23 protein-coding genes and 2 pseudogenes are annotated in these 23,488 nt (G+C 69.9%); 18 read left to right on the top strand and 7 right to left on the bottom strand.

What is annotated here, in order from left to right; translation table 11 throughout:
* The first annotated feature begins 190 nt into the window (after positions 1-190).
* The 11 genes and pseudogenes from ACFYO9_RS30505 (at position 191) to ACFYO9_RS30455 (ending at position 9,984) form a co-directional block, all read left to right on the top strand.
* Positions 191-775 (top strand): carboxymuconolactone decarboxylase family protein, encoded by a 585-nt coding sequence (locus ACFYO9_RS30505; RefSeq protein ID WP_358776545.1) that lies wholly within the window; start codon positions 191-193, stop codon positions 773-775.
* Positions 772-1,626, top strand: a complete 855-nt coding sequence (gene sigJ / locus ACFYO9_RS30500) for an RNA polymerase sigma factor SigJ (protein ID WP_358776543.1) — start codon at positions 772-774, stop codon at positions 1,624-1,626. Before ACFYO9_RS30505 ends, sigJ begins: the two co-directional genes overlap by 4 nt.
* A 456-nt stretch (positions 1,627-2,082) precedes the next feature.
* Positions 2,083-3,252, top strand: coding sequence for an alanine--tRNA ligase-related protein (locus ACFYO9_RS30495; protein ID WP_358776583.1), 1,170 nt, complete (start codon positions 2,083-2,085; stop codon positions 3,250-3,252).
* 423 nt (positions 3,253-3,675) lie between these two features.
* Positions 3,676-4,424 (top strand): annotated as a pseudogene (gene dapB, locus ACFYO9_RS30490) (4-hydroxy-tetrahydrodipicolinate reductase).
* A gap of 193 nt (positions 4,425-4,617) precedes the next feature.
* A complete protein-coding gene (locus ACFYO9_RS30485) occupies positions 4,618-5,766 on the top strand; it encodes an isopropylmalate synthase (protein WP_358776541.1) in 1,149 nt (382 codons plus the stop codon).
* 25 nt (positions 5,767-5,791) lie between these two features.
* On the top strand, positions 5,792-5,977 hold the full coding sequence (locus ACFYO9_RS30480) for a lysine biosynthesis protein LysW (protein ID WP_358776539.1): 186 nt from the start codon (positions 5,792-5,794) through the stop codon (positions 5,975-5,977).
* Between the two features lies 1 nt (position 5,978).
* On the top strand, positions 5,979-6,827 hold the full coding sequence (locus tag ACFYO9_RS30475) for a RimK family alpha-L-glutamate ligase (RefSeq protein WP_358776537.1): 849 nt from the start codon (positions 5,979-5,981) through the stop codon (positions 6,825-6,827).
* Positions 6,824-7,673: pseudogene (locus ACFYO9_RS30470) on the top strand (hypothetical protein). The gene ACFYO9_RS30475 and the pseudogene ACFYO9_RS30470 overlap by 4 nt, the downstream one beginning before the upstream one ends.
* 97 nt (positions 7,674-7,770) lie before the next feature.
* A complete protein-coding gene (locus ACFYO9_RS30465) occupies positions 7,771-8,259 on the top strand; it encodes a gamma-glutamyl-gamma-aminobutyrate hydrolase family protein (protein ID WP_358776533.1) in 489 nt (162 codons plus the stop codon).
* Positions 8,260-8,481: 222 nt separating this feature from the next.
* Positions 8,482-8,754 (top strand): hypothetical protein, encoded by a 273-nt coding sequence (locus ACFYO9_RS30460; protein ID WP_358776531.1) that lies wholly within the window; start codon positions 8,482-8,484, stop codon positions 8,752-8,754.
* Between the two features lie 60 nt (positions 8,755-8,814).
* Complete coding sequence (locus ACFYO9_RS30455; protein ID WP_358776529.1) at positions 8,815-9,984, top strand: hypothetical protein; 1,170 nt, start codon at positions 8,815-8,817, stop codon at positions 9,982-9,984.
* 603 nt (positions 9,985-10,587) lie between these two features.
* Here the strand turns inward: ACFYO9_RS30455 and ACFYO9_RS30450 are convergent.
* Entirely contained in the window at positions 10,588-11,160 is a 573-nt protein-coding gene (locus ACFYO9_RS30450; protein ID WP_358776528.1) for a hypothetical protein, read from the bottom strand.
* Positions 11,161-11,292: 132 nt separating this feature from the next.
* Positions 11,293-11,547 (bottom strand): hypothetical protein, encoded by a 255-nt coding sequence (locus ACFYO9_RS30445; RefSeq protein ID WP_358776526.1) that lies wholly within the window; start codon positions 11,545-11,547, stop codon positions 11,293-11,295.
* Between the two features lie 23 nt (positions 11,548-11,570).
* On the opposite strand from ACFYO9_RS30445, the gene ACFYO9_RS30440 reads away from it, so the two are divergent.
* Positions 11,571-12,272 carry an RDD family protein gene (locus ACFYO9_RS30440; protein ID WP_358776524.1) on the top strand — a complete coding sequence of 234 codons (702 nt, stop codon included), beginning with the start codon at positions 11,571-11,573 and terminating at the stop codon, positions 12,270-12,272.
* Positions 12,273-12,399: 127 nt separating this feature from the next.
* Here ACFYO9_RS30440 and ACFYO9_RS30435 read toward each other — a convergent pair whose 3' ends face one another.
* Both ACFYO9_RS30435 and ACFYO9_RS30430 read right to left on the bottom strand, forming a co-directional pair.
* On the bottom strand, positions 12,400-13,083 hold the full coding sequence (locus ACFYO9_RS30435) for an ABC transporter ATP-binding protein (protein WP_358776522.1): 684 nt from the start codon (positions 13,081-13,083) through the stop codon (positions 12,400-12,402).
* Positions 13,080-14,174, bottom strand: coding sequence for an ABC transporter permease (locus ACFYO9_RS30430; protein ID WP_358776520.1), 1,095 nt, complete (start codon positions 14,172-14,174; stop codon positions 13,080-13,082). Before ACFYO9_RS30430 ends, ACFYO9_RS30435 begins: the two co-directional genes overlap by 4 nt.
* Positions 14,175-14,355: 181 nt before the next feature.
* Between ACFYO9_RS30430 and ACFYO9_RS30425 the strand changes: the two genes are divergently transcribed.
* Positions 14,356-15,594: a sensor histidine kinase gene (locus tag ACFYO9_RS30425; RefSeq protein ID WP_358776518.1), complete on the top strand. Its 1,239-nt coding sequence runs from the start codon at positions 14,356-14,358 to the stop codon at positions 15,592-15,594.
* Positions 15,591-16,229: a response regulator transcription factor gene (locus tag ACFYO9_RS30420; RefSeq protein WP_358776516.1), complete on the top strand. Its 639-nt coding sequence runs from the start codon at positions 15,591-15,593 to the stop codon at positions 16,227-16,229. The genes ACFYO9_RS30425 and ACFYO9_RS30420 overlap by 4 nt, the downstream gene beginning before the upstream one ends.
* Here the strand turns inward: ACFYO9_RS30420 and ACFYO9_RS30415 are convergent.
* Positions 16,216-17,322 (bottom strand): alpha/beta hydrolase, encoded by a 1,107-nt coding sequence (locus ACFYO9_RS30415; protein WP_358776514.1) that lies wholly within the window; start codon positions 17,320-17,322, stop codon positions 16,216-16,218. The genes ACFYO9_RS30420 and ACFYO9_RS30415 overlap by 14 nt on opposite strands.
* 678 nt (positions 17,323-18,000) lie before the next feature.
* Between ACFYO9_RS30415 and ACFYO9_RS30410 the strand changes: the two genes are divergently transcribed.
* Complete coding sequence (locus ACFYO9_RS30410; RefSeq protein WP_388666712.1) at positions 18,001-18,606, top strand: RNA polymerase sigma factor; 606 nt, start codon at positions 18,001-18,003, stop codon at positions 18,604-18,606.
* 363 nt (positions 18,607-18,969) lie between these two features.
* Here the strand turns inward: ACFYO9_RS30410 and ACFYO9_RS30405 are convergent, their stop codons facing one another.
* Positions 18,970-19,374 (bottom strand): hypothetical protein, encoded by a 405-nt coding sequence (locus ACFYO9_RS30405; protein WP_355815384.1) that lies wholly within the window; start codon positions 19,372-19,374, stop codon positions 18,970-18,972.
* Positions 19,375-19,630: 256 nt separating this feature from the next.
* Here ACFYO9_RS30405 and ACFYO9_RS30400 point away from each other — a divergent pair, with 256 nt between their 5' ends.
* Positions 19,631-20,242: a hypothetical protein gene (locus tag ACFYO9_RS30400; RefSeq protein ID WP_355815387.1), complete on the top strand. Its 612-nt coding sequence runs from the start codon at positions 19,631-19,633 to the stop codon at positions 20,240-20,242.
* Positions 20,243-20,379: 137 nt separating this feature from the next.
* Positions 20,380-20,865 (top strand): hypothetical protein, encoded by a 486-nt coding sequence (locus ACFYO9_RS30395; RefSeq protein ID WP_358776512.1) that lies wholly within the window; start codon positions 20,380-20,382, stop codon positions 20,863-20,865.
* 4 nt (positions 20,866-20,869) lie between these two features.
* Here the strand turns inward: ACFYO9_RS30395 and ACFYO9_RS30390 are convergent, their stop codons facing one another.
* A complete protein-coding gene (locus ACFYO9_RS30390) occupies positions 20,870-21,562 on the bottom strand; it encodes an SMI1/KNR4 family protein (protein ID WP_358776510.1) in 693 nt (230 codons plus the stop codon).
* Positions 21,563-21,926: 364 nt separating this feature from the next.
* Between ACFYO9_RS30390 and ACFYO9_RS30385 the strand changes: the two genes are divergently transcribed.
* Positions 21,927-23,429, top strand: coding sequence for an MFS transporter (locus ACFYO9_RS30385; RefSeq protein WP_358776508.1), 1,503 nt, complete (start codon positions 21,927-21,929; stop codon positions 23,427-23,429).
* Positions 23,430-23,488 lie beyond the last annotated feature (59 nt).

Below are 23,488 nucleotides of genomic sequence, written 5' to 3'. Positions count from 1 at the left end.
GACTGCCCCGCCCGCCGAACGGTGGCACACGCGGATCAGTCACATCCTCCGCCCGCGCGGTGTCTTCATGGGCATACAGGAAAGCGCACCGCCGAACACCAGCAGATCCGGGGCAACCGCAGACATGCGCAGGCGCGCGCGGACGCCGAGTGAGCTGATGCCGGTCGGTGCCGGGATTCAGGAGGACACCATGACGCTACGCATCGCGAAGGCAGAACTCCCCGCCGAGCTCGGCAAGACCATGACCGAGCGGTTCGGTGCCGTTCCCGAGCCCGTCGAGGTGGCATGGCACCATCCCGCCTTCGGCAACGCCACCTCGGAGTTCGCCGGCGAGGTGGCCAAGTGCAACACGGTGGACGAGAGTCTCAAGACGTTCGCGCACATGGCCGTGGCGGCCCAGGTGGGCTGCAGCTGGTGCCTCGACATCAACTACTTCCACGCACAGAACCAGAACCTTGACGTGGCCAAGGCGAGTCAGGTGCCGTGCTGGCGGACCTCGGACGCGTTCACCCCGCTGGAACGGGACGTTCTGGAGTACGCCGAGGCCATGACGGACACGCCGCCGACCGTGACCGACGAGCTGTACGCGCGCCTGCTCGACCGGCTCGGCTCGACGGCCATGGTCGAGCTCACCGGATTCATCGCCTTCACCAACATGTCGACCAGGAACAACACGGCACACGGGATCTCGTCGCAGGGTTTCTCCGAGGCCTGCGAGATTCCGCTGGCCGTACGTCCCGGGCAGCCCAGCAGCAACGTAACGTCGGCTTCATGACGACCGCGGATCCGTTCGTCGTCCACCGCAGCCTGCTGTTCACCGTCGCGTACGAGATGCTCGGTTCGGCGACCGACGCGGAGGACGTACTGCAGGACTCCTGGCTGCGGTGGGCCGCCGTCGACCAGGAGCAGGTGAGCGACGCTCGGGCATACCTCGTCCGGGTCGTCACGCGGCAGGCGCTCAACCGCATGCGCACGCTGTCGCGGCGCCGCGAGGACTACGTGGGCGAGTGGCTGCCGGAGCCGTTGCTGACCAGTCCCGATGTCGCCGAGGACGTCGAGCTGGCGGAGAGCGTCTCGATCGCCATGCTGACCGTCCTCGAGACGCTCGGGCCGACGGAGCGTGCCGTGTTCGTGCTCCGTGAAGTGTTCGACATGCCGTACGGCGAGATCGCCGACGCCGTCGGAAAGTCCGCGGCGGCCGTACGTCAGACCGCTCGGCGGGCCCGCGAGCACGTGGCGGCCCGGCAGCCACGGGTTCGGGTGAGCCCGTCGGAACAGCGGGCCGTGGTCGAACGCTTCATGGCGGCGTTGCGCACCGGCCAGATACAGGAGCTCATGGAGGTCATGGCACCTGACGTGGTCCTGGTCGCCGACGGCGGTGGGCTCGCGCACGCCGCTCTGGTGCCGGTCCACGGGGCCGAGGTGGTGGCGGCGGCTCTCGCCCGCCCGGGCCGGCTCGTGTCGCTCGTCTCGCTCAACGGCGCGCCTGCCGGGCGGATCGAGCTCGACGGTCGCGTGGCCGCGGTGAGCGTCGTGGTGGAGAACGGGCAGGTCACCCGGATCTATGCGGTGGCGAACCCGGGCAAGTTGACGCGCCTGAACGTGCCGGCGGAACTCGTCCGGTAGGGGCGGATGGGCCCGATGGTGCGGGTGACCGGGGCTGGGGGCGGTGGTTAGGGGGCGGAACGGAGTGTCCGGCCCCTGCCCTCCCCAGGTCCCCGGTCCCGGTCCCGGTCCCGCTCCAAAAAATCATGTGACTCGGTGGACCGAGCGCGTTACCGTCGGAGGCATGAACGTCATCGGCCGACGCCTCCCGTGGAGGCTCACCCGCTCCACCGCAGCCGCGCGAGCGACCAGCTCGCCGGTTGCCGCCGCCTGACGTCTTTCTCTCCATCGGCGACCGGAAACGGCCCGCCGATGATCCCGTGGCCCCTCACCTGCCGCGATTCCCTGTTCGTGCGGACCGTTGTCCGGCGCCTTCCCCGCTCGTACGCGTGAAGGAGCCACACCATGAACACCGAACCCGCCGTGAACACCGACCCCACCATCCGCACCGAACCCACCACGCTCACCACACCCACCGTGAACACCGAGAACGTCGTCCGGACGTTCGTCGAGTACTTCGAGGAGCGCGGGCACCGGCGCATCACCGGGTCCACCCTGATGCCACCGCCCGGCGACGACTCCGTGCTCTTCACCACCTCGGGCATGCACCCCCTCACCCCGTACTTGGAAGGACGACCGCACCCGCTTGGCCGGCGGCTGGTCAACGTGCAGCGCTGTCTCCGCACCACTGACCTGGAGGAAGTGGGCGACCCGACCCATCTCACCGTTTTCGAGATGCTCGGCAGCTGGTCGTTGGGCGACTACGAGGGGCCGCAGAGTCTTCGCTGGGGGTACGACCTCCTCACGGACGGCTTCGGCATCGATCCACGGATGATCCACGCCACGGTCTTCGGCGGTGACGACCGGGTCGGCCCTGACACCTCCTCCCTGGAGGTGTGGGGAGAGGTCGGGGTTCCGGTGGAGCTGACCGTCGAGGACAACTGGTGGGACAACGGCCCGACGGGACCGTGCGGTCCTGATTCGGAGATCTTTCTGTGGACCGGTGACACCCCGCCGCAGTCGACGCCCACCCAGGATGAGCGTTGGGTGGAGGTCTGGAATCACGTGACCATGCGCTTCCGCAGGCTCGACGACGGTTCGCTCGTGCCGCTGCCGCAGCGCAACGTCGACACCGGTATGGGCCTGGAGCGACTGGTCTCGCTGCTCCAGGGCACGTCGTCGGTGTTCGAGTCCGACGTCTTCGGTCTCTGGCGTCTGCTCGTACCGGGACTGTGGGACGTGGACGAAACGTCGCAACGGATCGTCTCCGATCACCTGCGGTCGGCCGTGGTCGTGATCGGTGACGGGGTCCGTCCGGGCAACACAGGCCGCGGCTACGTGCTGCGTCGGCTGATGCGGCGGCTTCTCACCGTCCTGTGGCGCGAGGACCCCACCCGCACCCTCGGTGACCTGCCGGACCAGCTGATCCGGCACACCCTCGATCACTTCCGGCAGGACATGGACCCCATGGCCGTACGCGAGATCCTGCTCGAGGAAGAGCGGCGGTTCCGTCGGCTCCTGGAACGCGGCCGCCGGATCCTGACCCGCCCCCGGTTCCAAGGCCCGCTCGACGAGGAGGACTTGCACTACCTCCACGACACGCACGGCCTGCCGCGCGACCTCGTACTTAGCCTGCGGCCGGAGTAAAGGGAGCGCGCGAAGTCCCGGCTGCGCCCTGGCAGTTCGGCCGGTCCGCACCTATCCGTGTGGGCCGGTCGGACGGTCGCCCTCGCCGCTGCCCAGTTCGCCAAGGCGAGCGACAGGGTGACGGTGGGGCCGGCGCGCTCAGCGAGACCTTTCCCCGGCCGTGGATCCATTTCCGCCATAGTTCCGGCAGCGCCCCCGGTTCGTCGGATGATCTCAGCCGTCGGCGGGCAGCCTTCTGCGAGTCGACTGGTGGGCAGAGCGTCGAGGCGGACGAGGGACTGCTGTCGGGCCGGATGGTGGGGCCCTGATAATCCGCGGCTGCCGATTTCGGAGAGGCGAGCCGAGACAGGCCCGGCACAACCGTGTTGAAGGGGCTTCAGTGCACGCGTCCATCCTGCTGGCAGCCGAAAGGGAAGAGGGCGGATGACCGCGATCAGAGTTGGGGTGATCGGCGCCGGTGGCCGCATGGGGCGTGAGGTCGCCAGGGCCGTCGACTCCACCGACGACATGCGGCTGGTCGCCGCCCTGGGGCGGAACGACCCCCTGGAGCGTCTCACCCGCTCCGGGGCACAGGTCGTGGTCGAGCTGACCCACCCGGATTCGGTCATGGAACACCTGGAGTTCTGCGTCCGCCACGGCATCCACACGGTGGTCGGGACGACCGGCGTGACGGATGAGCGCCTGGACATCCTGCGGAGGCGACTCGCCACGTCACCCGGGACCGGAATGATCGTCGGCCCCCTCTCGGTCGGAGCGGTGCTGACCACGCGGCTGGCCCAGTACGCGGCCCGCTGGTTCGAGTCCGTCGAGATCATGGAGATGCACCACCCCGACAAGGCGGATGCACCCGGCGGAGCCGCTGTCCGCACCGCGCGACTGATCGCCGCGGCACGCCGCAAGGCGGGAGTTCCCGATCAGCCGGACGCCACGACCACCGCCCTCCCCGGCGCCCGAGGTGCGGAGGTGAACGGGGTCCCGGTCCACGCGGTGCGGGCCCGCGGGCTCGTGGCTCACCAGACCATCATCTTCGGCGGTACGGGCGGACGCTGACGCTCCGTCATGACTCCACCGACCGGGCCTGCTTCACGCCGGGATTCCTGCTCGGCATACGCCGCGTCGGCTCGGCCCCCGGACTCACCCTGGGACTGGAGTCGTTCATGGACCTGGAGTGAGGGCACCCCCCGCGTCCAGTGGTTCCTCAGTGCGGACGCGTGCCTGAACGGTTCCTCCGCACCAGGTCTCATCTCGTAAGGGTGTCTCATCTCGTAACGGCGTCTCATACGCGGGGTTTCCCATGTACCCCCGTACGCAACGAGCTTCGATCGACGAGCACGTGACCGCTGTCGGCCCGAAGGGGTGGAGCACGTGACCACAGGATCGCCGCGCAGTGCGCCGGAGCGGCCGCACATATCCGACGCCACGCTGCGGGACTCCGCGCACCTGGCGGGTGTGGAATTCGGCCCGAAGGACGCCGCCACCATCGCGGGCCTGCTGGTGGCGACCGGCGTCGAACTGGTCGAGGTCGGCATGATCTCGGGCCCGGGGGCCAGGGATGCCGAGCTCATCCTCGCCGTCCATGAGAGCGTCGGCCCCGAACGCAGCATGTCGCTCGTCGTGGTGCGCGATCGCCACCAGGTCGCCGGAGCCCTGCGGGAGGCCGAGCGACTGGGCGTGCGGCACATCATGTGCTCCCTCCCCACCTCCGAGTGGCACGCGCAGCTGAAACTCGGTACCACCAGCCTCAAGTTCGCCCAGGCACTGGCGCGTTCAGCGATACATCAGGCCAAGGAACGCGGCTTCCACGTCACCTTCAGCGGGGAGGACGGCGCGCGGACCCCCACCGATCGGCTCGTCCCCTACGCAACGTCCGGTTTCCTGTCCGGCGCCGACCGCTTCCGGCTCGCCGAGACCGTCGCCTGCCTCTCGCCCTGGCAGATGGAGGACACGGTCACCCGACTCGCGGCGATCGACGGTGCAGAGATCGAGGTCCACTCGCACAACATGCTGGGCATGGCCGTCGCCAATTCCCTCGCCGCCGTACGGGGAGGCGCCCGGTGGATCTCCGCGACCGTCGGCGGCATCGGCGAGCGCGGGGGCAACACTCCGCTGGCGGAACTGCTCACCGCGCTGCGCGTCCTGCACGCGGACGACCGCTTCGACCTGACCCATCTCACCGAGCTCACGGCGCTCACGCTGCGCAGTGCCCGTCTGGGCGACGCCTTCCAGCCGGGCCCCACCACCCCTCACTCGTTCGCCTACGAACTGACGGGTCAGCTCGGCCACCCCGAGGCCTACGAGACCCTGCCGCCCGAACTCGTGGGGAACCGGCGCCGGTTGAGCGTCCGCAGTCGCCTCACTCCCGGCCTGATCGCCTGGGCGCTGGCCGACACGGACATCGCCGTGGAACTCGACGCCTTCACCTCCTGGCTCCTCGAACGCCAACGAAGGGACGGTTACCCGCTGCTCGACCGGGACGCGATCCGCACGGCCGCCACCGCTTTCCCGACCGCCTGAACCGCACACGACGACCGGAGGTCCCATGACGCCCGCCACGCTCGCCGGTACGTGCCCCGAATGCGAGACGAACCTGACGATGCCGGCCATGGGCACGGGCGAGACCCTCGCCTGCCCCGAATGCATGCTCACCCTCCGCATCGAGGAAATCGTCGCCGGTCGCGTGACGTTGCGCATGGTCGAGGCCCGGCTCCGCGACTGGGGCCAGTGACATGGCGCCTGTCGTCGCGCTGGCCGCGGACCGCGTCGGCTGGGAGGAACGCCGGCTGATCGCCGCGGCCCCTGCGGCCGGGTTTCGGTTGGAGTGGGTCAACGACGAGGCGTTGTGCCTGGGAGACCCCTCTCTCCCCTCCCTCGCCGGTTACGACGCGCTGCTCGTACGCAGCCGCAGCTACACACGAGGTGGTCTCATCACCACCCTCGCCGAGAGCGCGGGGCTACCCACCATGAACACCTGCCGCGCCATTCACACGTGCCAGAACAAGGCGGCCCTACGCGCCGTCCTGCGCTCAGCCGGCATCCCTGCCCCCGACTTTCGGCTCGTCCTGTCCCGCAAGGACTTCGAACGCTCGCTGCAGGAGCTGCCGTTGCCCCTGGTCCTCAAGCCGGTCTTCGGCGGCATGGGCAGAAGGGTGACACTGCTCCGGCACGCCGACGCCGCTGCTTCCGTGTACGACTACGTCGAGGACCTCGGTCACGCCTTTGAACAAGCATGCCTGGTTGAACCGTACTTGGGCGCCGACTCGGTGCGCGCTCTCGTCGTGGGCGACTCCCTGCTCGGGGCCGTCGAGTTCACCGCCGAGGCCGGCGAGTGGCGCACCAACGCGGCACTGGGCAACCGTTGCCGGCCCCTGGCCGACGACCCGGAGCTGCGCAAGATCCTGGACGGTGTGGTGACCGCGCTGGGCCCGGGTCTCTACGGAGTGGACCTCTTCCGCACCGCCGACGGCTACGTCGTCAACGAGGTCAATCACGCCCCGGCCTTCCGGGCGTTGGCCACGGCGACCGGCGCCGATGCCGCCGCGGCCGTCACACGCCGCGTACGAGAGGCCGTCCGGTGATCCGGGCGGGCGTCATCGGCGTCTCCGGGCTCGCCGAAGGGGAACTCGTCCGGCTGCTCGCACACCACCCGGAATTGGAGCTGACCTTCGCCGGCGGTTCCGCGAGCGCCGGCCTGCGCGTCGGCGAACTGCATCCCGGACTTCGGGAGCCCGGCCCGACCATCCAGCCCGCCACCAAGGCCCCCGCCGACCGACTCGACGTCGTCTTCCTAGCCACCCCCGCGGCAGTCTCCGCGAACCTCGCCGCCCTGCTCACCGACCGGGTGCCCGCGGTGATCGACCTCAGCGGGGCGTTCCGTATCCGCACCCCGCACATCCATGAGCGGTGGTATCCGGGAGTGGCGCGCGAGGTGACCGCGGACCATCTGCTCGGCAGCGATGGGCTGCTCAGCGCCGGGCCGGGCGAACGCCTGTGGTGGCAGGGGAACCGGCTCGTGGAGAGGGAGAACCTCGTCGGTCCACCCACGGGCGTGAACACCTGCCTCCTGGAGCGGGCGCGGCCGGGCCATGTCTGTGTCGTCACCCCGCTGGCACGCAACGCGGCCGGTCAAGAGGTCAATACCGATGCCGACCGGGCGGCGGCTGCCATCGCCGGGGCGGCCGGCGCGCAGGTCCTGGTACTCGTCACCGACGTCCCCCATCTGCGTGTCGACGGCAGCCCGGTGCGGCACATCACCCGAGAGGCCGCGATCCGTATGCGGGACACCGTCGCCACGGGCGGGATGAGGAAAGCTGCGTGCCGCGTGCGAAGCGCTGGACCGGCGCGTCCCGCGCGTCGTCATCGGCAACGACACGGTCACGGCCCTGCTCGCCACTCGTACGGGAACGCTCGTCACCAGAGCCTGAGGAGCCTGAGGAGACGGACACGTGCCCAGGCCGCACGTCCTGGTCGTCGACAACGGTACGTTGTCGCTCCCCCCAACTCAGCGCAGTACTGCACGACTTGGGAACCACCACGACGGTCGTCGACACGGCATCCGTGCCGTCCCGGCTCGCGGGCCACCACCAGGCCGTCGTACTGAGCGGAACGAAAGTACGCGCGCACGACCTCGCCTACTACGCACCCCTCCTCGACCTCCTCGCGAACACGGACGTCCCGGTCCTCGGAATCTGCGGAGGCATGCAACTCCTCGCCGTCGCCGCCGGTGGCCGTCTCTGCCCGGGTCCCCAGCGGGTGGGGCGCAGCGACGTCCAAGTCGACACCGACGAACCGCTCTTCACCCACGTACGCTCACCCGTCACGCTCTTCCAACGCCACACCCTCTACTTGCGCGAGGCCCCGCAGGGTTTCCGAGTGATCGGCAGGTCTGCGCAGGCCCCCGTGGAATTCCTGCGTTCGGCCGACGGCCGCGTCATGGGTTCCCAGTCCCACCTGGAATTCCGTCCCCATGGCCGGGAGATCCTGCGGGGGTTCACGGATTTCTTACGGTGATGCACGGCCGGCCTTCTCGTGCAGGGTGGGCAGTTGGTGCGTTCCGGGTGTTCATTAGGCAAAATGCGTTGTCGGGCAACGAGGTGTCGGCTTGCTTGGAACACGGCCTCGGGACCGGTGAGCTCGCATGTTGAGGTGTCGTGTATTCCAGCTCAGAGCGCCCCGATCGGTCACTTTGGGTCATGCGGGCGGTGTCCAGGGTCTGGCCCGGAGTGAGTATGTTTGTCCGATGGCGCGTTCGAAGCGCTTCGGGAGGGGTTAGTGCCGGTGGATGTCGTCGCGATTATGGAAGCACTGGCTGAACAGGGCGTAACGGTGCTGTTCAAGGCCGACGCTGAGCGGATGGCAGAGAGGGGCAAGCCTTGGACCTTCGTCGCCAGTGGAGCGCCGCTGCGCGAGGACGTCCTTGTGCGAACCGATGCCGCGTCTGTGGAGCAATGCCTCGCAGTGTGCTTGCCCCGCCTGCGTGAGCTGGGCTTTTCGTTCCCTGAGTGAGAGAGCGGGTGTGACCGCACTGCCGCCCTGGATGTCAGTGCCGGCTGCTTGCATGAGCCCATGGACACCGTGCATACGACCGCCGCCCTCCTCCCGGACCCCGCCGAGCTCCGCGCGCACCTGCGCGCGCTGGCCGTGCTGGACCAGGCGATCTGCCGCGACCCGCGGTTCTCCCGCTACTCCTTCTCCACCGCCTGGGGGCCTGGGGCGGAGGCGGCCCTGATGGATAACGGCTCGGGTGACGACTTCTCCGTCCTCTTCACCCCGGCCGGTGTGCTCGTCCGCGGCTTCGACCACGAGTCGGAGATGAGCCCATACGGCACGGACGACGAACAGGTCTGGCCCGGTGTCATCGACGAGGTGCCCGCCGCGCTGCGCCCGCTCCTGTACGACCCGGCCTTCGTCGACGAGGGCCTCGGCGCCCCGCGGGTCACCGCGTGCCTGTGGTGGGAGACCGGCGGCAGTGCCTGGCGCACCGGCTCGGGCATCGAGTTCCCCTCGGGCAGCCCGGACCCGGACGGCTCCGGGCACCTCTTCCGCCTCCTCACCGACCGTTCCCCCGAGGCCGTTCAGGCGCACTTCGAGGAGGACTACGGGCGGCCCGTCCCCCTCGACACCGTCCGCCACGTCCTCGCGGGCCACCCCCTGACCCCCGAAGCCGCCCGCGGCCTCAACCCGGCCGCCCTCTCCGACGAGGCCTTGTTCCGCCGGATCGCCGCCAACCCCGAGGTCGAGGCGTACCTCGCCTGCGATGGCGAGTTCGACCTCACGCGGACCGACCCCATCGAGTCGATCGCCCTGCCTACCGGTCTCCCGGTGGAGCCCGTGGCTGGCTGCAACGCGGGAGGCACCCACTACCTCTGCGGCCCGGCCGGCTCCGACCGTGTCCGCCCCGTCCTCTACACCGACTCCGAGGGCCAGGCTTCCCTCATCGCGGAGTCCCTCGCCGAGGCCCTGACCCTGGCCATCGTCCTGCCCTCCTGGCACGACGCCCTGGCCGGCTTCCGTCCCCCCGAGCTCAACGCCGACTATCTTGAGGACAACCCGGAGCACCCCGAGGTCCGCGACCGCCTCCTCGCCGCCCTCCGCCTCCCCCCGGCCACCGAGCCCGAGGTCCTGGCCCGCCTCCTCACCACGGCCGCCCGCACTGTCCCGGACGGCTTCCTCCCTTCGGTCGAGGGCGAGGAGGACGCGGCCTTCGAACCGATGCTCCGTCTGCCGGCCGAGTAGGACAGCCCCGCCGCGCGCCGACTCCCGGACCCGCCGCACCGCTACGGCGAAGCCACCATGGGCTTGTGGTGGAGGGTGTTGGCCGGGCATACCACCTTGGTTGCGGCGACCCCGCTGTACCGATGTTCCCCGAGGCCAGAACATGTGCCAGCCCTCCCGGAACGGACCTCATCCGGACCGGTTCCGCCGACGTGCGGCGGGAAGACGGGTGATGGTCCCTGACTGTTCAAGTTGCTCCCGGGCGTGCGCGAGCTCCAAGTCGAGCTCGGCGACGATCCGGCGCAACGCGGCGCTGACGGCTTGCTCGTTTGCGAGCCTTTTTCGTGACGGCAGGCAGGTTCTCTTTCACCTCTCCGTACCGGTCGGCGAGTTCTTGCATGGCGGCCGGGGTGGCGTTCTGAGCTTTGACGCGGGCTTGGAACTCCTCGATGAGGTTTCTGTGGTCGCCGTAGGCGACGTCTCGTCTCAGGTTGGACTCGCGCAGCAGCTCGGTGGCCGTGAGCCTCCCGGTTTCCGACCGCAGTGGGGTGCCGGCAAGGAGACGGTCCGCGGCACTACGCAATGTTGCACGCTCGGCTTCCCGGTCTCGGGCGGGTCGATTCGTCATGCGATGCCTCTTCCGGGGTCCGGCGCACCGCCGCGGTGGCGCTCGATGATGGTCAGGTGCTGTGCGGCCTGGGCGGCGGCCCGGTCCCGGCGCGGTTTAGGGGCCAGCGGGTCAGCGGCGTCTGCCTGCAGCTGGAGGAGTTCCTGCTGCAGCTCGGTGATGTCGCGGTCGGTGTACGGGAGATTCGCGCACGTTGATCGGCAGTCGGCTTCATCTGGGGCGTCAGCGCCGGGCAGGCCCAGGGCGAGCTTCGCCTTGCGGCACACAGCCGTCGCGGCCCGCCACACACAGGTCATGCCCTGGCCGTGGTGAACAGCCGGGTCGGCTTGTTCGAGGAGCCGCTCGGCGTTGCGTACCCCCGCCACAGCACGTCCGGCGAAGGGAGCGGATTGTGTGACGCGGTCACGGTATTCCTGGGCGGAGGGCCCGCTGACGTGCTCACCGGACTCAAGGCGGCGTGCGTCCTCCTCGATCTGGTCGATGATCAATTCGAGTTTCTCCACGGCGACATCCTGGAGCCACGCGGGGTCCTCATTGCCCGCATAGCTGAGCGTTACTTTCGTATCCACATGTCCGTACTGCAGCGCGGCCGCGATCAGCCCTCGTGGTCTGCGGACGATGAACCGGGCCAGGGTCCGGCGGAAGCGGGTTGCGTAGATGCGGCCGGAGGGGTCGGCCGGGATGGCGTCGGCGCCGTCTGCTCACCGGAAGCCGGAATTGATCCAGGAGATCAGGTCCTGGATGTCGTCGTTCATGGTCGTGCCCCTGCGGGCGTTGGCGCTGGACGGACGCTCGTGGTGGGCGGAGACGAGGCTGGACGGGAAGAGCAGGGGGAGCTCGTGCAGGCCCTCCCACGCCAGGGAGATATTGCTGCTTTTCGGCTCCTGCTCCCCGCTGAAGTGCCTCGGTGAGCGCCTGTGTAGCGTGTGACCGCGAGGTGACGTTGTGTCACACATGCACGCTGGCCAGGAGTTACGACATGACCTACCCGTATCCGCCACCCCCGGGAAGTACGCCTCAAGGGCCGTACGGCTATCCGGCGGCACAACCGCCGATATCCGAGGCTCCGCAGCAGTACCTCAACCCGCAGTACCCGCAACATCCGCAGTACCCCCAGGGCCAGTACCCGCAGTACCCGCAATACCCCCACCCTCAGTCCCCTCACCCTCAGCACACGCCCTACCCGCAGTACCCGCAGTACCCGCACTCGCAGAACCCGGAGTACACGCCCTATGCGGGGTGGGGTCAGCGGGCAGGAGCGTTCCTCCTGGACTGCGTGATCAACTTCGGGCCGCTGTGGTTGTTCATGGAGGCCGCTGACGTGATCGGGGATGGCAATACCGGTGAGGGCCCGGCCCTTTACGTGAGCTGGATGGGCATCGCCTACATGATCGGCGCATGCATCGTGCAAGCGATCCGTGAGGGCCGTACCGGGCAGAGTGCGGGCAAAACAGTCCTGGACATCCGCGTTGTCCGAGCGTCTGACGGGCACGCGCCGGGCGGATCCCTGGCCTTCGCCCGCCGGCTCTGCCAGTTCCTCAACTTCCCCGCGCTCTGCCTGGGTTGGCTGTGGGCGAGCTGGGACCCCAAGGCGCAGACCTTCGCCGACAAGATCACTGGCGCCGTGGTCATCAGTGCCGACGCCGCAGTCGCACCGCATCCTGGTGCAGCAAGTTGGTGAGAACTTCGGGGAGAGCTGGGGCGGCCACGGGCTGACCTCACCGCGTGCCGGGGCGTCTCCACGGCCCATGTCGAGTCACCATCCGCCCCCGGGCCCCGCAAGCCGACCCCCTACCCGGTCCTGTCCCCTACCCGGTCCTGGACGTAAGGCCCAACCGTCCGTCATGGACCTCCGCGACCTGGTCGACCGCACTGAGGTGCGCGCGGTCGTGGGTGACCAGGATCGTGGCGGTGGCCCGCTGGTGGGTGAGGTGGGTGATGAGGTCGAGGACCGCGGCGCCGCGTTCATGGTCGAGGGCGCTGGTGGGTTCGTCGATCAGGAGGACGGTGGGGTCGTTCATCAGCGCGCGGGCGATGTTGACGCGCTGGCGCTGGCCGCCGGAGAGCTGGTGAGGGCGGCGATGGGCCTGGTCGGCGAGGCCGACCGCGTCGAGGAGTTCCATCGCGCGGGTGCGGGCGGTGCGGGGTTTACGGCCGTCGATCTGAGCCATGACCTGTAGTTGTTCGGCGGCGGTGAGGGAGGGAAGCAGGTTGGGCTGCTGGAAGACGATGCCGATCTTGTGGCGGCGCAGTTCGGTCAGTTCCCCGCGGGTGAGGCCGGTGGTGCGCTGACCGTCGATGGTGACGGTGCCGGTGTCGGGGGTGATCAATGTGGCGGCGACCGCGAGGAGGCTGGACTTGCCGGAGCCGGAGGGGCCCACCACTGCGGTCAGGCTGCCCTTGGCGACCTCCAGACTGACCTGGTCGAGAGCGGTCAGGCGGGTTTCGCCGTCGGGGTAGGTGAGGGTGATACCGGTCAGGTTCAGGCTCATCGGGCGCTCCCCAGGGCGGTCAACGGGTCGACGGAGGTGATGCGACGGATGGACAGGGCGGCCCCGAGCGCACCGAGAAGGATGATCACGGCCGCCGGGACCAGGACGGTGCCGGGCGTAAGGAGGAACGGCACGGCGGAGCCGGATATGAGTGCGCCGAAGGCCGCGGCGATGCCGGTGCCGATCATGGTGCCGCCGACGAGCAGGACGACTGCCTGGCCAAGCGCGTCCTTGAGCAGACCGGCGGTGGAGGCACCCAGGGCCTTGAGAACGGCGACGTCACCGCTGCGCTGAATGGTCCAGACGGTGAAGAAGGCCCCGATGACGAGGGCGGAGATGGCGAAGAGGAAGCCGCGCATCAGTTGCAGGGAGCCGTTCTCGGAGGCGTAGGAGCCGATCGCGGACAGCGAGTCGTCGGTGGAGACCGTCTTGGTGCCGGCCCGGTGGTCGGTGGCCGCCGTATCGGCTTCGGAGGTGGCGCTCAAGGCGATGACGGTCGCGGTTGCCGGCGGGCCGTCGTCGTTGCCGGTGGGTGGGGCGGTCTCGCGCCAGGTGTCCAGGCTGGCCCAGATCACCGGGGTGTGGCTGTAGTGGGCGTCCCCCTGGACGGCGGCCACCTTCAGCCGCCGGCCCGCCAGGGTGAGGGAGTCTCCGGCCCGTACGCCGAGGTCGGCGGCAGCCGTGGTGGACAGCACCGCCGTACTACCGGTGATCTTGTCGCCCTCCGGGGCGAGGCGGGAGCCGGGCTCGACGCCGAAGACCGAGACCCCGGCGCTCGTGTCCGCCGCGGTGGCCCTGGTCGTGGCGATCCCCAGTGGCTCAGCGCTTTCGACACCGGGCGCCTCGGACCACTTCCTCCACTGCGCCCGCGTGACGGTGGAACGGGAGTACGACAGGTCCTGACCGCCGCCGGGATCCTGGAAGGCGATCTTGTCGGCGGGCAGGGACGTGATCGCGGAGATGTTCTGCAGGCCCAGTCCGGCCGTCAACCCGGACAACAGCCCGACCAGCAGGGTGATCAGCACGATGACGGCCCCCATCAGGGCGAAGCGCCCCTTGGCGAACTTCAGGTCTCTCCAGGCGACGAACACGGCCTTGGCCTGTCCTTTCCGGCGGTGGGAAGCGGTGGGCGGTATGCCTCCACCGTCGCCGCCGGCCCTGGGTGCGCGCGTCTGGCGCAGGAGGGCTCTTGGTGGACCGAAAGGCGGAACCCGGTTTCTAACTTTTGATGGAGGCTCCGCGGACGTCGGCTTTCGTAACCTTGGACGCACTGTGAACAACGCCGCCCCCGCCCTGACCCCCACCACCCGGACCCTGGCCTGGTGCCTGCACCTGCTGATCATCGGCCTGCTGGCCCTGGCCGCCGGCCGAGCCCTGACCGCCGGCCGGGCCGTGGCCGACGACGGGCCCCACACCGGATGGATCATCGCCACGGCAGCCGTGTGCGGTCTGGTGTACGCGGCCGGGCCCACGCTGCCGTCCGTACGCCGCTCGCAGCGGGCCGCCGCCCTGTGGCTGGGCACGGTGGGTACCTGCTGGCTGGTGCTGCTGGTCCTGTCCCCCGACGCCGTGTGGGTGGCCTTTCCGCTCTACTTCCTCCAGCTGCACCTGCTGCCCCGCCGCACCGCACTGGCAGCCGTGGCCGCCACCGCCGCCGCGGCCATCGCGGGCTACGCCGCCCACCAGCACTCCTTCAGCCCCGCCATGGCCATCGGCCCCGCCCTCGGCGCCGCCGTGGCCGTCGCGGTGGTGTGGGGTTATCAGGCCCTGTACCGGGAGAGCGAACACCGCCGCCGGCTGATCGAGGAACTCACCGCCACCCGCGCCGACCTGGCCACCGCCCAGCACACCGCGGGCGTACTGGCCGAACGCGACCGCCTGGCGCGCGAAATCCACGACACCACCGCCCAGGGCCTGGCCAGCATCCAGTTGCTGCTGCGCGCCGCCGATCGAGCGCTCCCCCACGCCCCGGAGAACGCGGCCCGCTACGTCGACCAGGCCCGGCAGGCCGCCGTCGACAACCTCGCCGAGGCCCGCCGCTTCGTCGCCGCCCTCACCCCGCCCACGCTGGAAGGCACCACCCTGGCCGGCGCCCTGGAACGCCTGTGCTCCACCACGTCCGCCCGGCACGGGATCACCGCACGCTTCCACCTCACCGGCGACCCCGCCCCGCTCACCACCGCGCACGAGGTCGCACTGCTGCGCATCGCCCAGTCCGCCCTGGCCAACACCGTGCAGCACGCCGAGGCCAGCGCTGTCGACGTCACCCTCAGCTGCCTCGACGAGCACGTCGCCCTCGACGTCGTCGACGACGGACGCGGCTTCGACCCGGCCCTCCTGCCCTCCCCCGACCCCGAGACCGGCGGCTTCGGGCTGGCCGCGATGCGCGCCCGCACCCAGGCCCTCGGCGGCACCCTCACCATCGAGTCCGACCCCGGCCACGGCACCGCCCTGGCCGTCCAGTTGCCCTTCACCCCGCCCGTCGCCGCCGAGCCCGAGGACCGCCCGTGACCGACGACGCACCCATCCGTCTGCTTTTGGCCGACGACCACCCGGTCGTACGGGCCGGACTGCGCGCCGTACTGGAGACCGAGCCCGGCCTCGTCGTCACGGCCGAAGCCGCCACCGCCGAGGACGCCGTCAACCGCGCCGCCGAAGGCGACATCGACGTCGTCCTGATGGACCTGCAGTTCGGCAGGGGCATGGGCGGCGCCGAGGCCACCGCCCGGATCACCGCCCGGCCCGGAGCCCCCCGCGTACTGATCGTCACGACCTACGACTCCGACGCCGACACCCTGCCCGCCATCGAGGCCGGCGCCACGGGCTACCTCCTCAAAGACGCCCCGCCCGAGGACCTTGCCGCCGCCGTACGTACCGCAGCCGCAGGCCGAACCACACTCGCGCCCACCGTCGCCGACCGGCTGATGCACCGGCTCCGTTCCCCCGGCGCGGCCCTGACGCGGCGCGAGACCGAAGTGCTCACCCTGGTCGCCGACGGCCTGTCCAACCAGGCCATCGGCGCACGGCTGCACCTGACCGAGGGCACGGTCAAATCCCATCTCGCCCGCATGTACGCGAAACTGGACGTCGACTCCCGCACCGCCGCCGTCGCCACGGCCACGGACCTCGGCCTCATCCGGCGTTGATGTCGGCCTGGAGAACTGGCGGGATCGGCTTGCCCTGATGAAGGGCGAGGAGCCGTGGCTCGGTGTCGCCGAGGAGGTGGCGGCGGAAGAAGGCGCCGAGATACGTGGCGGCGACATGGCGCTGTTGCGGCTCGGTCAGCTGTCTGGCCGGCGCCGCACCCTCACGGTCAGTGCACTGCCCGGGATGTCCTTCCACCGGCATGGCGTCGTCGGAGGCGGCGACCTGACGGCTCTGCGGCGACCACTGCGTGTTGAAGTAGTTGTGGTTCGCCCCGTGGATCGCGAATTGGTAGAAGCCGCTCCGGTTCCCCTTGGCCGCGTCGGCCGCGAACCAGAGTGCCTCACCGCCGACCTGTCCGTCGCATGTTCCTCGGAAGGCGGCGAAGGGGGTCTTGGTGATCGTGTAGTTGGACATGTCCTCCGTCATCACGTTGTAGGCGGGCGCCACAGCGGCCACCGCCCTGACCTCGACGCCCTTGGGCCACTGCCCCCGATGGCTGTCGGCCGCCTGCCAGGTGACCCCGGCCCCGGCCCTGGAATGCCCCATGAGCCCCACATGGCGCATGTCCACGTGGTGGGTGAAGTCGACACGTCGCGCCGCTCCGGTCGCCGGGTCGGCGAACTTCCCGGCCAGTTCACCCTTGCCCGTGGAGCTGAGCTTCTGCCACATGCCCAGATGCCGGTTGATGAGATCCGCGCGCGCGGCAGCGTTGTCATCTCCTGTCACGGAGGAGGCGTTGATGCCGTTTGCGCCGACCGAGACCACGACAAACCCCTGGGCGGCCAACTTGCGGCCCAGATAGTCGTATCCGCGCTCGCTGGGCAGGGCCGGTGTTCCCGGCGCACACGGCCAGGCGGACAGCTTGGCATTGGCAGCTTCATACGCGGCGTCATCACCGTCGTGCTCGGCAGCTGTGCGCGCTGCGTCTGCCTTCCGGTCGGCGCAGGTGTCGTGCAGACCGTGCAGCATCACGATCAGTGGATGCCGCCCCGCGCCCAGATCTGCGGGGTAGTGCACCACCCCGGTCAACTCGCCCGGTTCACCGGTCTGCGGCAGTCGCCAGGCATCATTGCCCAGGTCGTAGCGCACCATCCTGGTGGCCCCGGACGAAGGGACCGCGTCGCGTCCCGCCGCCTCGGTCTGTGCCGCGGCGCCGGTTGCGGCCGTGTACGTGAGGGCCGCTGCTCCGGCGGACAGCACCGCTGCCGACAGGCCCAGCAGACGAGCCGAAGTCCTCGTGCGCTTGTGGCGCTTCATCATGTCTCCCTTGGTGAGTACGGGTCCGTCCTGGACGTCCGGTCTGGTGGCGCCGGGCGACACCACGAGGAGCGGCGGAGCCCTCAGCTTCCTCACCGCGGCCACGCCGTCGGCGACGTGTCCCGCGCGTACCGGACACGCACGTCCGCACCAGCTCGGAACGTCCCTTACGCCTTCACAGACGTGCGGACCTGGCCGAGGTTGCGGGCCGCGACGATCGACGTTCCGGCAGCGGGTGACGGACAAACAGGCCACGCCACAACCGCATGTACGCGCGGCGCGGTGGACTGCAACCTGCTGACGCCCCACACGTCCTTCCCAGTAGAGGACGCCCCCTCAAAGCCCTGAACCGCTCGGTCACGCACCTAGGTTGACGCATATGCCAGAAATTGCCCGCTGGGACACCATCCATGGCGGCAGACGCCCGACGTCCTCACGGCGCCCCGGGCCGAATGACGGCCGACGCACGAAGCGTCCGGACGTCACCGCCCCGCCCACGAGGGACAAGCACTGATGGCAGCCGTTTCCGCCGGTGAAGTCGCTGTCAGGCCCAGTCGGTTGCGGTGGCTCCTGGCCCGGCTCTCCCAGAGCGGACGGAGATCGGACCCCACGGGCCGGTCGTCCGTCACGGCCTCGGGAGACATCGACATGCTGTACCGCCACCGCAGGCTCGACCTCGTGCGCCTGGCCGTCCTCCTTGTCGACGACATTCCCACAGCCGAGGACGTCGTCCAGGAGGCCTTCGCAGGCCTCTACCGACGTCACGGCAACGCGTTCGACCGCATCGTCGACCCCGAAGCCTACGTACGGCGCAGCGTGGTCAACACCTCCAGGGATGTCCTGCGCAGGAGGCGCACCGTGCGTGCCTACATCCCGCCGCGCGTCCTCCCCGCACCACCACCGGAAGAGGAGATTCTCCTCAAGGAAGAACACCAGGAAGTGCTGCGCGCGCTGAGACTGCTCACCGTGCGCCAGCGGGAGGTTCTCGTCCTCAGGTACTGGTCGAACATGTCCGAGGCGGACATCGCGGCAGCCCTGGGCCTGTCCCGGGGCGCGGTGAAGTCCACAGCGAGCCGGGCACTCACTGCCCTGGCCAAAAGACTCAAGGAGACGCCATGACAGCCGTCGAGGACCGCCTCCGCGCGGCGCTGTACGCCCGGGCCGGCCAAGTCACCGCCCTGAGCCCGACGTCTGCGCCATCGACCCGCGTACGGATGGTCATCCACCCCGGACTGCGCAAGGCCGCGGTAGTCCTTCTGGCCGCGGTACTGGCAGCCGTTCTCCTGTTGCTGCCGCGACTCCTCACACACGACGACCCTTCAGTCCCCGCCGACACTCCCCCACCGGCCGGCCCGAGCAACAGCGCGTCACCATCACCCGCCCCTTCCTCGCCGGACGAGACGCCTGGGCCCGTCGCACCGTAGTGCGTCCACAGGTCGCCGTCGACCGGGACGGCGCTGACGGGCACATCCGGCGGAACTGCTAGACCAGTGGCCTGTGTTCGGGCCACCACCGCTGGACGGCCTCGACCGTCGTCGTCGGGCTCACGTTGAAACAGAGCTTCGCGCCGGGTGCCAGTTCGCGGGTGGCGTCGACCAGGACCTCGAGCACCGGGGTCAGCACCGGGTCCAGCCGGATGCCGGCGCCGATCACCACGATGTCGTAGTTCTTCCGGGACAGCGCGGCGCGGTAGACCGCCTCGGCCGTGCGACCGTAGTCGAGCAGGCAGAGGTCGACGGTGAATCCGAGCTCGTGGAGCCGGGCCCGCTCGGCGGCCACTCCGGCCCGGACCGTTTCGGCGTCGAGCTCGGGGAAAGCCGCCCGCGACGAGGGCGCGGCGTCCACCAGGGCGGGATCAAGTCCGACGGTGAGTATGGACGGTGACATGCCGCGATACCTCCTGCGCCCGTGCTTCTGCCTTCCGGACTGAGGATAGGCATGGGGGCAGCCACGTGGGCACCCCGTACTTCCGCGGATACCACTCGACCCGTGGGTTCCGGCTGCACATCACCGCGACCACGCTGTGCCGCTCAATGGCGGGCCCCGAAGGCGTACGGCCAGTCCACCGTGACTGCTTGTCGTGGAGGGCGCCGTATCGGGTGTCGCCGCAGTCGAGGCGGCTGCCACCGCGCGTGGGGGCGCCGTGGCCGAACCGGTGGCCGGAGACGACGCCACCGCCGCCGTCCTTCGGGCCCGTCTCGCGGACAAGCGCGTCGAGGTCGTCGGGGAGCGCACCGAGACCAGGACCGTGTGGGCCAATCCCGACGGGACGCTCACCGAGGACCAGGCCGCGGGACCGGTGCGGTTCCGCGCCGATGACGGGGACTGGACCTCCGTGGACATCGGCCTGGCCAAGCTGGCAGACGGCCGGGTCGGACCCAAGGCGCACCCGCTCGGGTTGACGCTGGCAGGGGCGACGCCCGAGCGCAGGGACATCGCCGCCACCCGCCGCCTGCGCGCCGCCGAGGCCGTGCCCGCCGCGACGCCCCTGGTCTCGCTGACCACGGAGAAGGGGCAGCGGGTCGAGCTGGGCTGGCGCGGCGCGCTGCCCGCGCCGCGCATCGACGGCACCAAAGCCACGTACCGTGACGCCTTGCCGCACGCGGACCTCATCGTGGACACCACCAGGACCGGCTTCGAGCAGTCCGTGGTCCTGAACTCTCCGAAGGCCGTGGCCGAGGCGGGCACGCTGCGGATGACGCTCACCGCCAAGGGGCTGACCGCGCCCCCGCGATCCTTCCTGCCGCATCGGTGAACGACACCCCTCCGCCGGGCTCCGCCTTGGCAGATCTCCATCACCGAGCACGGCAGCAAGAACCACACCACGCTCAGCCAGTGGCTCAAGCCCAAGAAGATCACGGCCGTGAGCATCATCAGGCCCGGGAGGCGCAGTTGAGACGCGAAAGCCGATACGGGCGGGGGCGGGGCCGCCCCCTCGCCGCCGCGGTCGCACGTGCCGCCGTGGTCGCGACCACGGCCCTCCTGCTCGGGGCGTGCACGACCGATCACACGCCCCCGCACGTCAAGGACGGCAGAGCCGACCTCGACCTCTCCGTGACCGGGCAGCCCTCCTCGGAGGCCCTGGCCCTCGTCGAGAAGGCCCTCGTACGCATCCAGCGGCACGACGAAGAGGGGCTGGCGAAGCTGTCGTACGACGGCGAGGACGCCGAGAAGGCCGCGGGGAAGTGGGTGGCGAAGTGGGGTGACGCGGCGCAGCGGCCGATGACCGCCGACTTCGCCGTGGACCCGAAGAAGTACGTCACCGTGACGATCCGCTTCCGTGGTGTGCGGGCCGTCCTGCCCCTCACCCTCGAAGCGGACACCGACGACGACTGGGCCTACGGAATCGTCACCGGCAAGGAGGACGACAAGCGGTAGAGGGCTAGGCGCCGGTTTCCCCCGCGCTCTCCGGCGCCTGCCACGCCAGCCGTTCCGCGCGGGTCAACCAGTGGAGGTACCACTGGGCGAACGTGACCCGGTTCGTGCTGTCGAGGAACCGAAACGGGATCATGCCCTCGGCCGCCGCGCGGACGTCCTGCCACATCGTGCCTCGCTCGGGACCGGTCAACACCAGCAGCGTGTAATAGGCGCAACCCTGATGGGTCACGTAGAGCGCGCCGTCGGCCAATGATTCGAGGAGTTCGTCGTCGCGCTCGTCCCAGGCGGCGTGGGCGGCGCGGAACCGCTCGTCGTCCTCGGCGGAGTCGCCGTAGGCCGACCGGTAGGGCTCCGCCGCCTGGTGCTCCTCCCACTCCGCCGTGGCCTCGGGGCGGAACGGCGGGGCGGAGGACGGGGCGGTCGCGGCCTCGCCGGGCTCAGGCGGCTCGATCGGGAACAGCCCGTAGTCCGGGCCCGCACCGCCCGCCCCCACCTCGAGCAGAAAGCTCCGGTACTCCGCGGGAAAGCGCACCCCGCGCTGCCGCTCCACCGCGTCCACCTGCTCCTCGGTCAGGACCGGCCGGAGCTCGAACTCGTGCCCGGACTCCTTGAAGTACGCGCCGAACACCGCTCGCCGGTTCGGCGCGTACCGAAGCGCGAGCACGCGTTCCCTCACGCCGGTCCATGTCTCGCCCACCCCGTGCACCTCCCAGCTGTGGTCCTTCGCAATTCGACGTGCGGAGGACCCTTGAGGTGTCGTAGAGTAATCAGGCTTCGGCGTCGGATACCACGGTGGTCGAGGCTCCTGTTCCTTCTGTATCGATCTTGAGGTGACGACCTATTAACCAGGCCATGTAGTCGTCCGCGTTCCCCGCGTGCTGTCTTGTCGCACGTGTCCGGGGGCGGACGTCGCGCTGGCCTGAGTTGCGTCACCCCCCGCAGTTTTCTGTCTTTTCCCCGGGTGCAGCTCTGCCGTCTGCCCCGGGTTTCGTGTTGTCCGGCCCCGGTGTGGCTGTCTGCAGTGCTCCCCGATTCCTCTCCCATGGATCAGGAGTCCCGTCGTGTCTTCCTCCGCGCTCGACAACGAGCCGCAGCACACCACCCAGTCCCCGGCCCAGCCTCCAACCCGGTCCCCGTCCCGCCCCGCGCCTGGTCTGTCGAAGATGGGCCTGGCTGCCTGGATCGCTCTCTTGGTGCTGCTCGGCGCCGAGCTGATGGACATGATCGACCAGTCGGTCGTCCTCACCGCCCTGCCCGCCATCCAGGAGTCGACCGGCGCAGGGCCGGCCGCGGTGCAGTGGCTGACCACCGGCTATTCACTGCCCATCGCCGTCGGGCTCATCACCGGCGGACGCCTCGGCGACCTCTACGGCCGGCGCAAAATCCTGCTCATCGGCACCGTCGTGTTCACCACGGCCTCACTGCTGTGCGGCCTCGCCACCGGCCCGGGCGTGCTGATCGGTGCCCGCGCGGTTCAGGGCGCGGGCGTGGCCCTGATGATCCCGCAGATCCTGGCCACCCTCCATGTCACCTTCGAGGGGCAGAACCGCAGCAAGGTGTTCGGCCTGTACGGGGCCGTCATGTCCCTCGCCAACGTCCTGGGACCTGTTATGGGCGGTCTGCTGACCGAGGCGGACCTGTTCGGGCAGTCGTGGCGGCCGATCTTCCTGGTCAACGTGCCCGTCGGCCTCGCCGTCATGCTCCTGGGGCGCCGGTTCATCCCCGAGTCGTCCGTGCGGAAGGCCCACCGGCTCGACCTCGTCGGCATGCTGCTGTCCGCGGTGGCCGTCGTCCTGATCGTCTTCCCCCTCACCGAGGGGCACCTGCGTCACTGGCCGCTGTGGTGCTTCGCGATGCTCGCCGCGGGCGTTCTCGTCCTCGGTGTCTTCCTGCGTCATCAGCAGCGCAAGCAGAACACCGCGCCCCTCGTGGCCCTGTCCCTCTTCCGGAGTCGGTCATTCTCCGGCGGCATGGCCGCGCAGCTGATGCACGGCCTGCTGTGCGGGCTGTTCTTCATGACCTGGACGCTCTACCTCCAGCACGGACTGGGCATGACCCCCTTCCACGCGGCCCTGGCCTTCGTACTGCTCTCCCTCGGCGAACTGGCCGGCGCGACGGTCACGGCGAAGAGCGGCGGACGCTTCGCCCGTCGGTTGCCCCAGGTCGGAGTCCTCGTCACGCTCGCTTCGATGGCCGCCTACGGGATCCAGGCCACCGCAAGTGAGGCGGAGTTGACCCTGGCGGCGATGACCGCTCCGGTGGTACTGATCGGGTTCGGCCTCGGCATGGTCAGCGGCCCGCTCGCCGACATGTCGCTGGCCCGCGTCCCGCACGAGGACGCCGGATCGGCCTCGGGCCTGTTCAACACCGTCATGCATCTGGGCATCGCCCTCGGCACCGCGCTGACCGCCCTGGTGTTCTTCGCCACCACCGGCGGCGCACCCGACGCCGCGCTCAACCGCGACGCGTTCATCACGGTGCTGTGGTGGGTCGGTGGCCTCCTCGCCCTGATGTGGGTCCTGATGTTCTGCCTGCCCAAGGAGGCGAACGAGCAGGCCGACTGAGCCATCCCCCGATCCCGTCTCCAGGCTGGGCCGCGCCTTCGTGACGTTGACGGCGACGG

The sequence above is a fragment of the Streptomyces sp. NPDC005863 genome, from assembly GCF_042871345.1.
Classification (GTDB): domain Bacteria; phylum Actinomycetota; class Actinomycetes; order Streptomycetales; family Streptomycetaceae; genus Streptomyces.
This window is presented reverse-complemented; position numbering and strand designations above follow the sequence as displayed.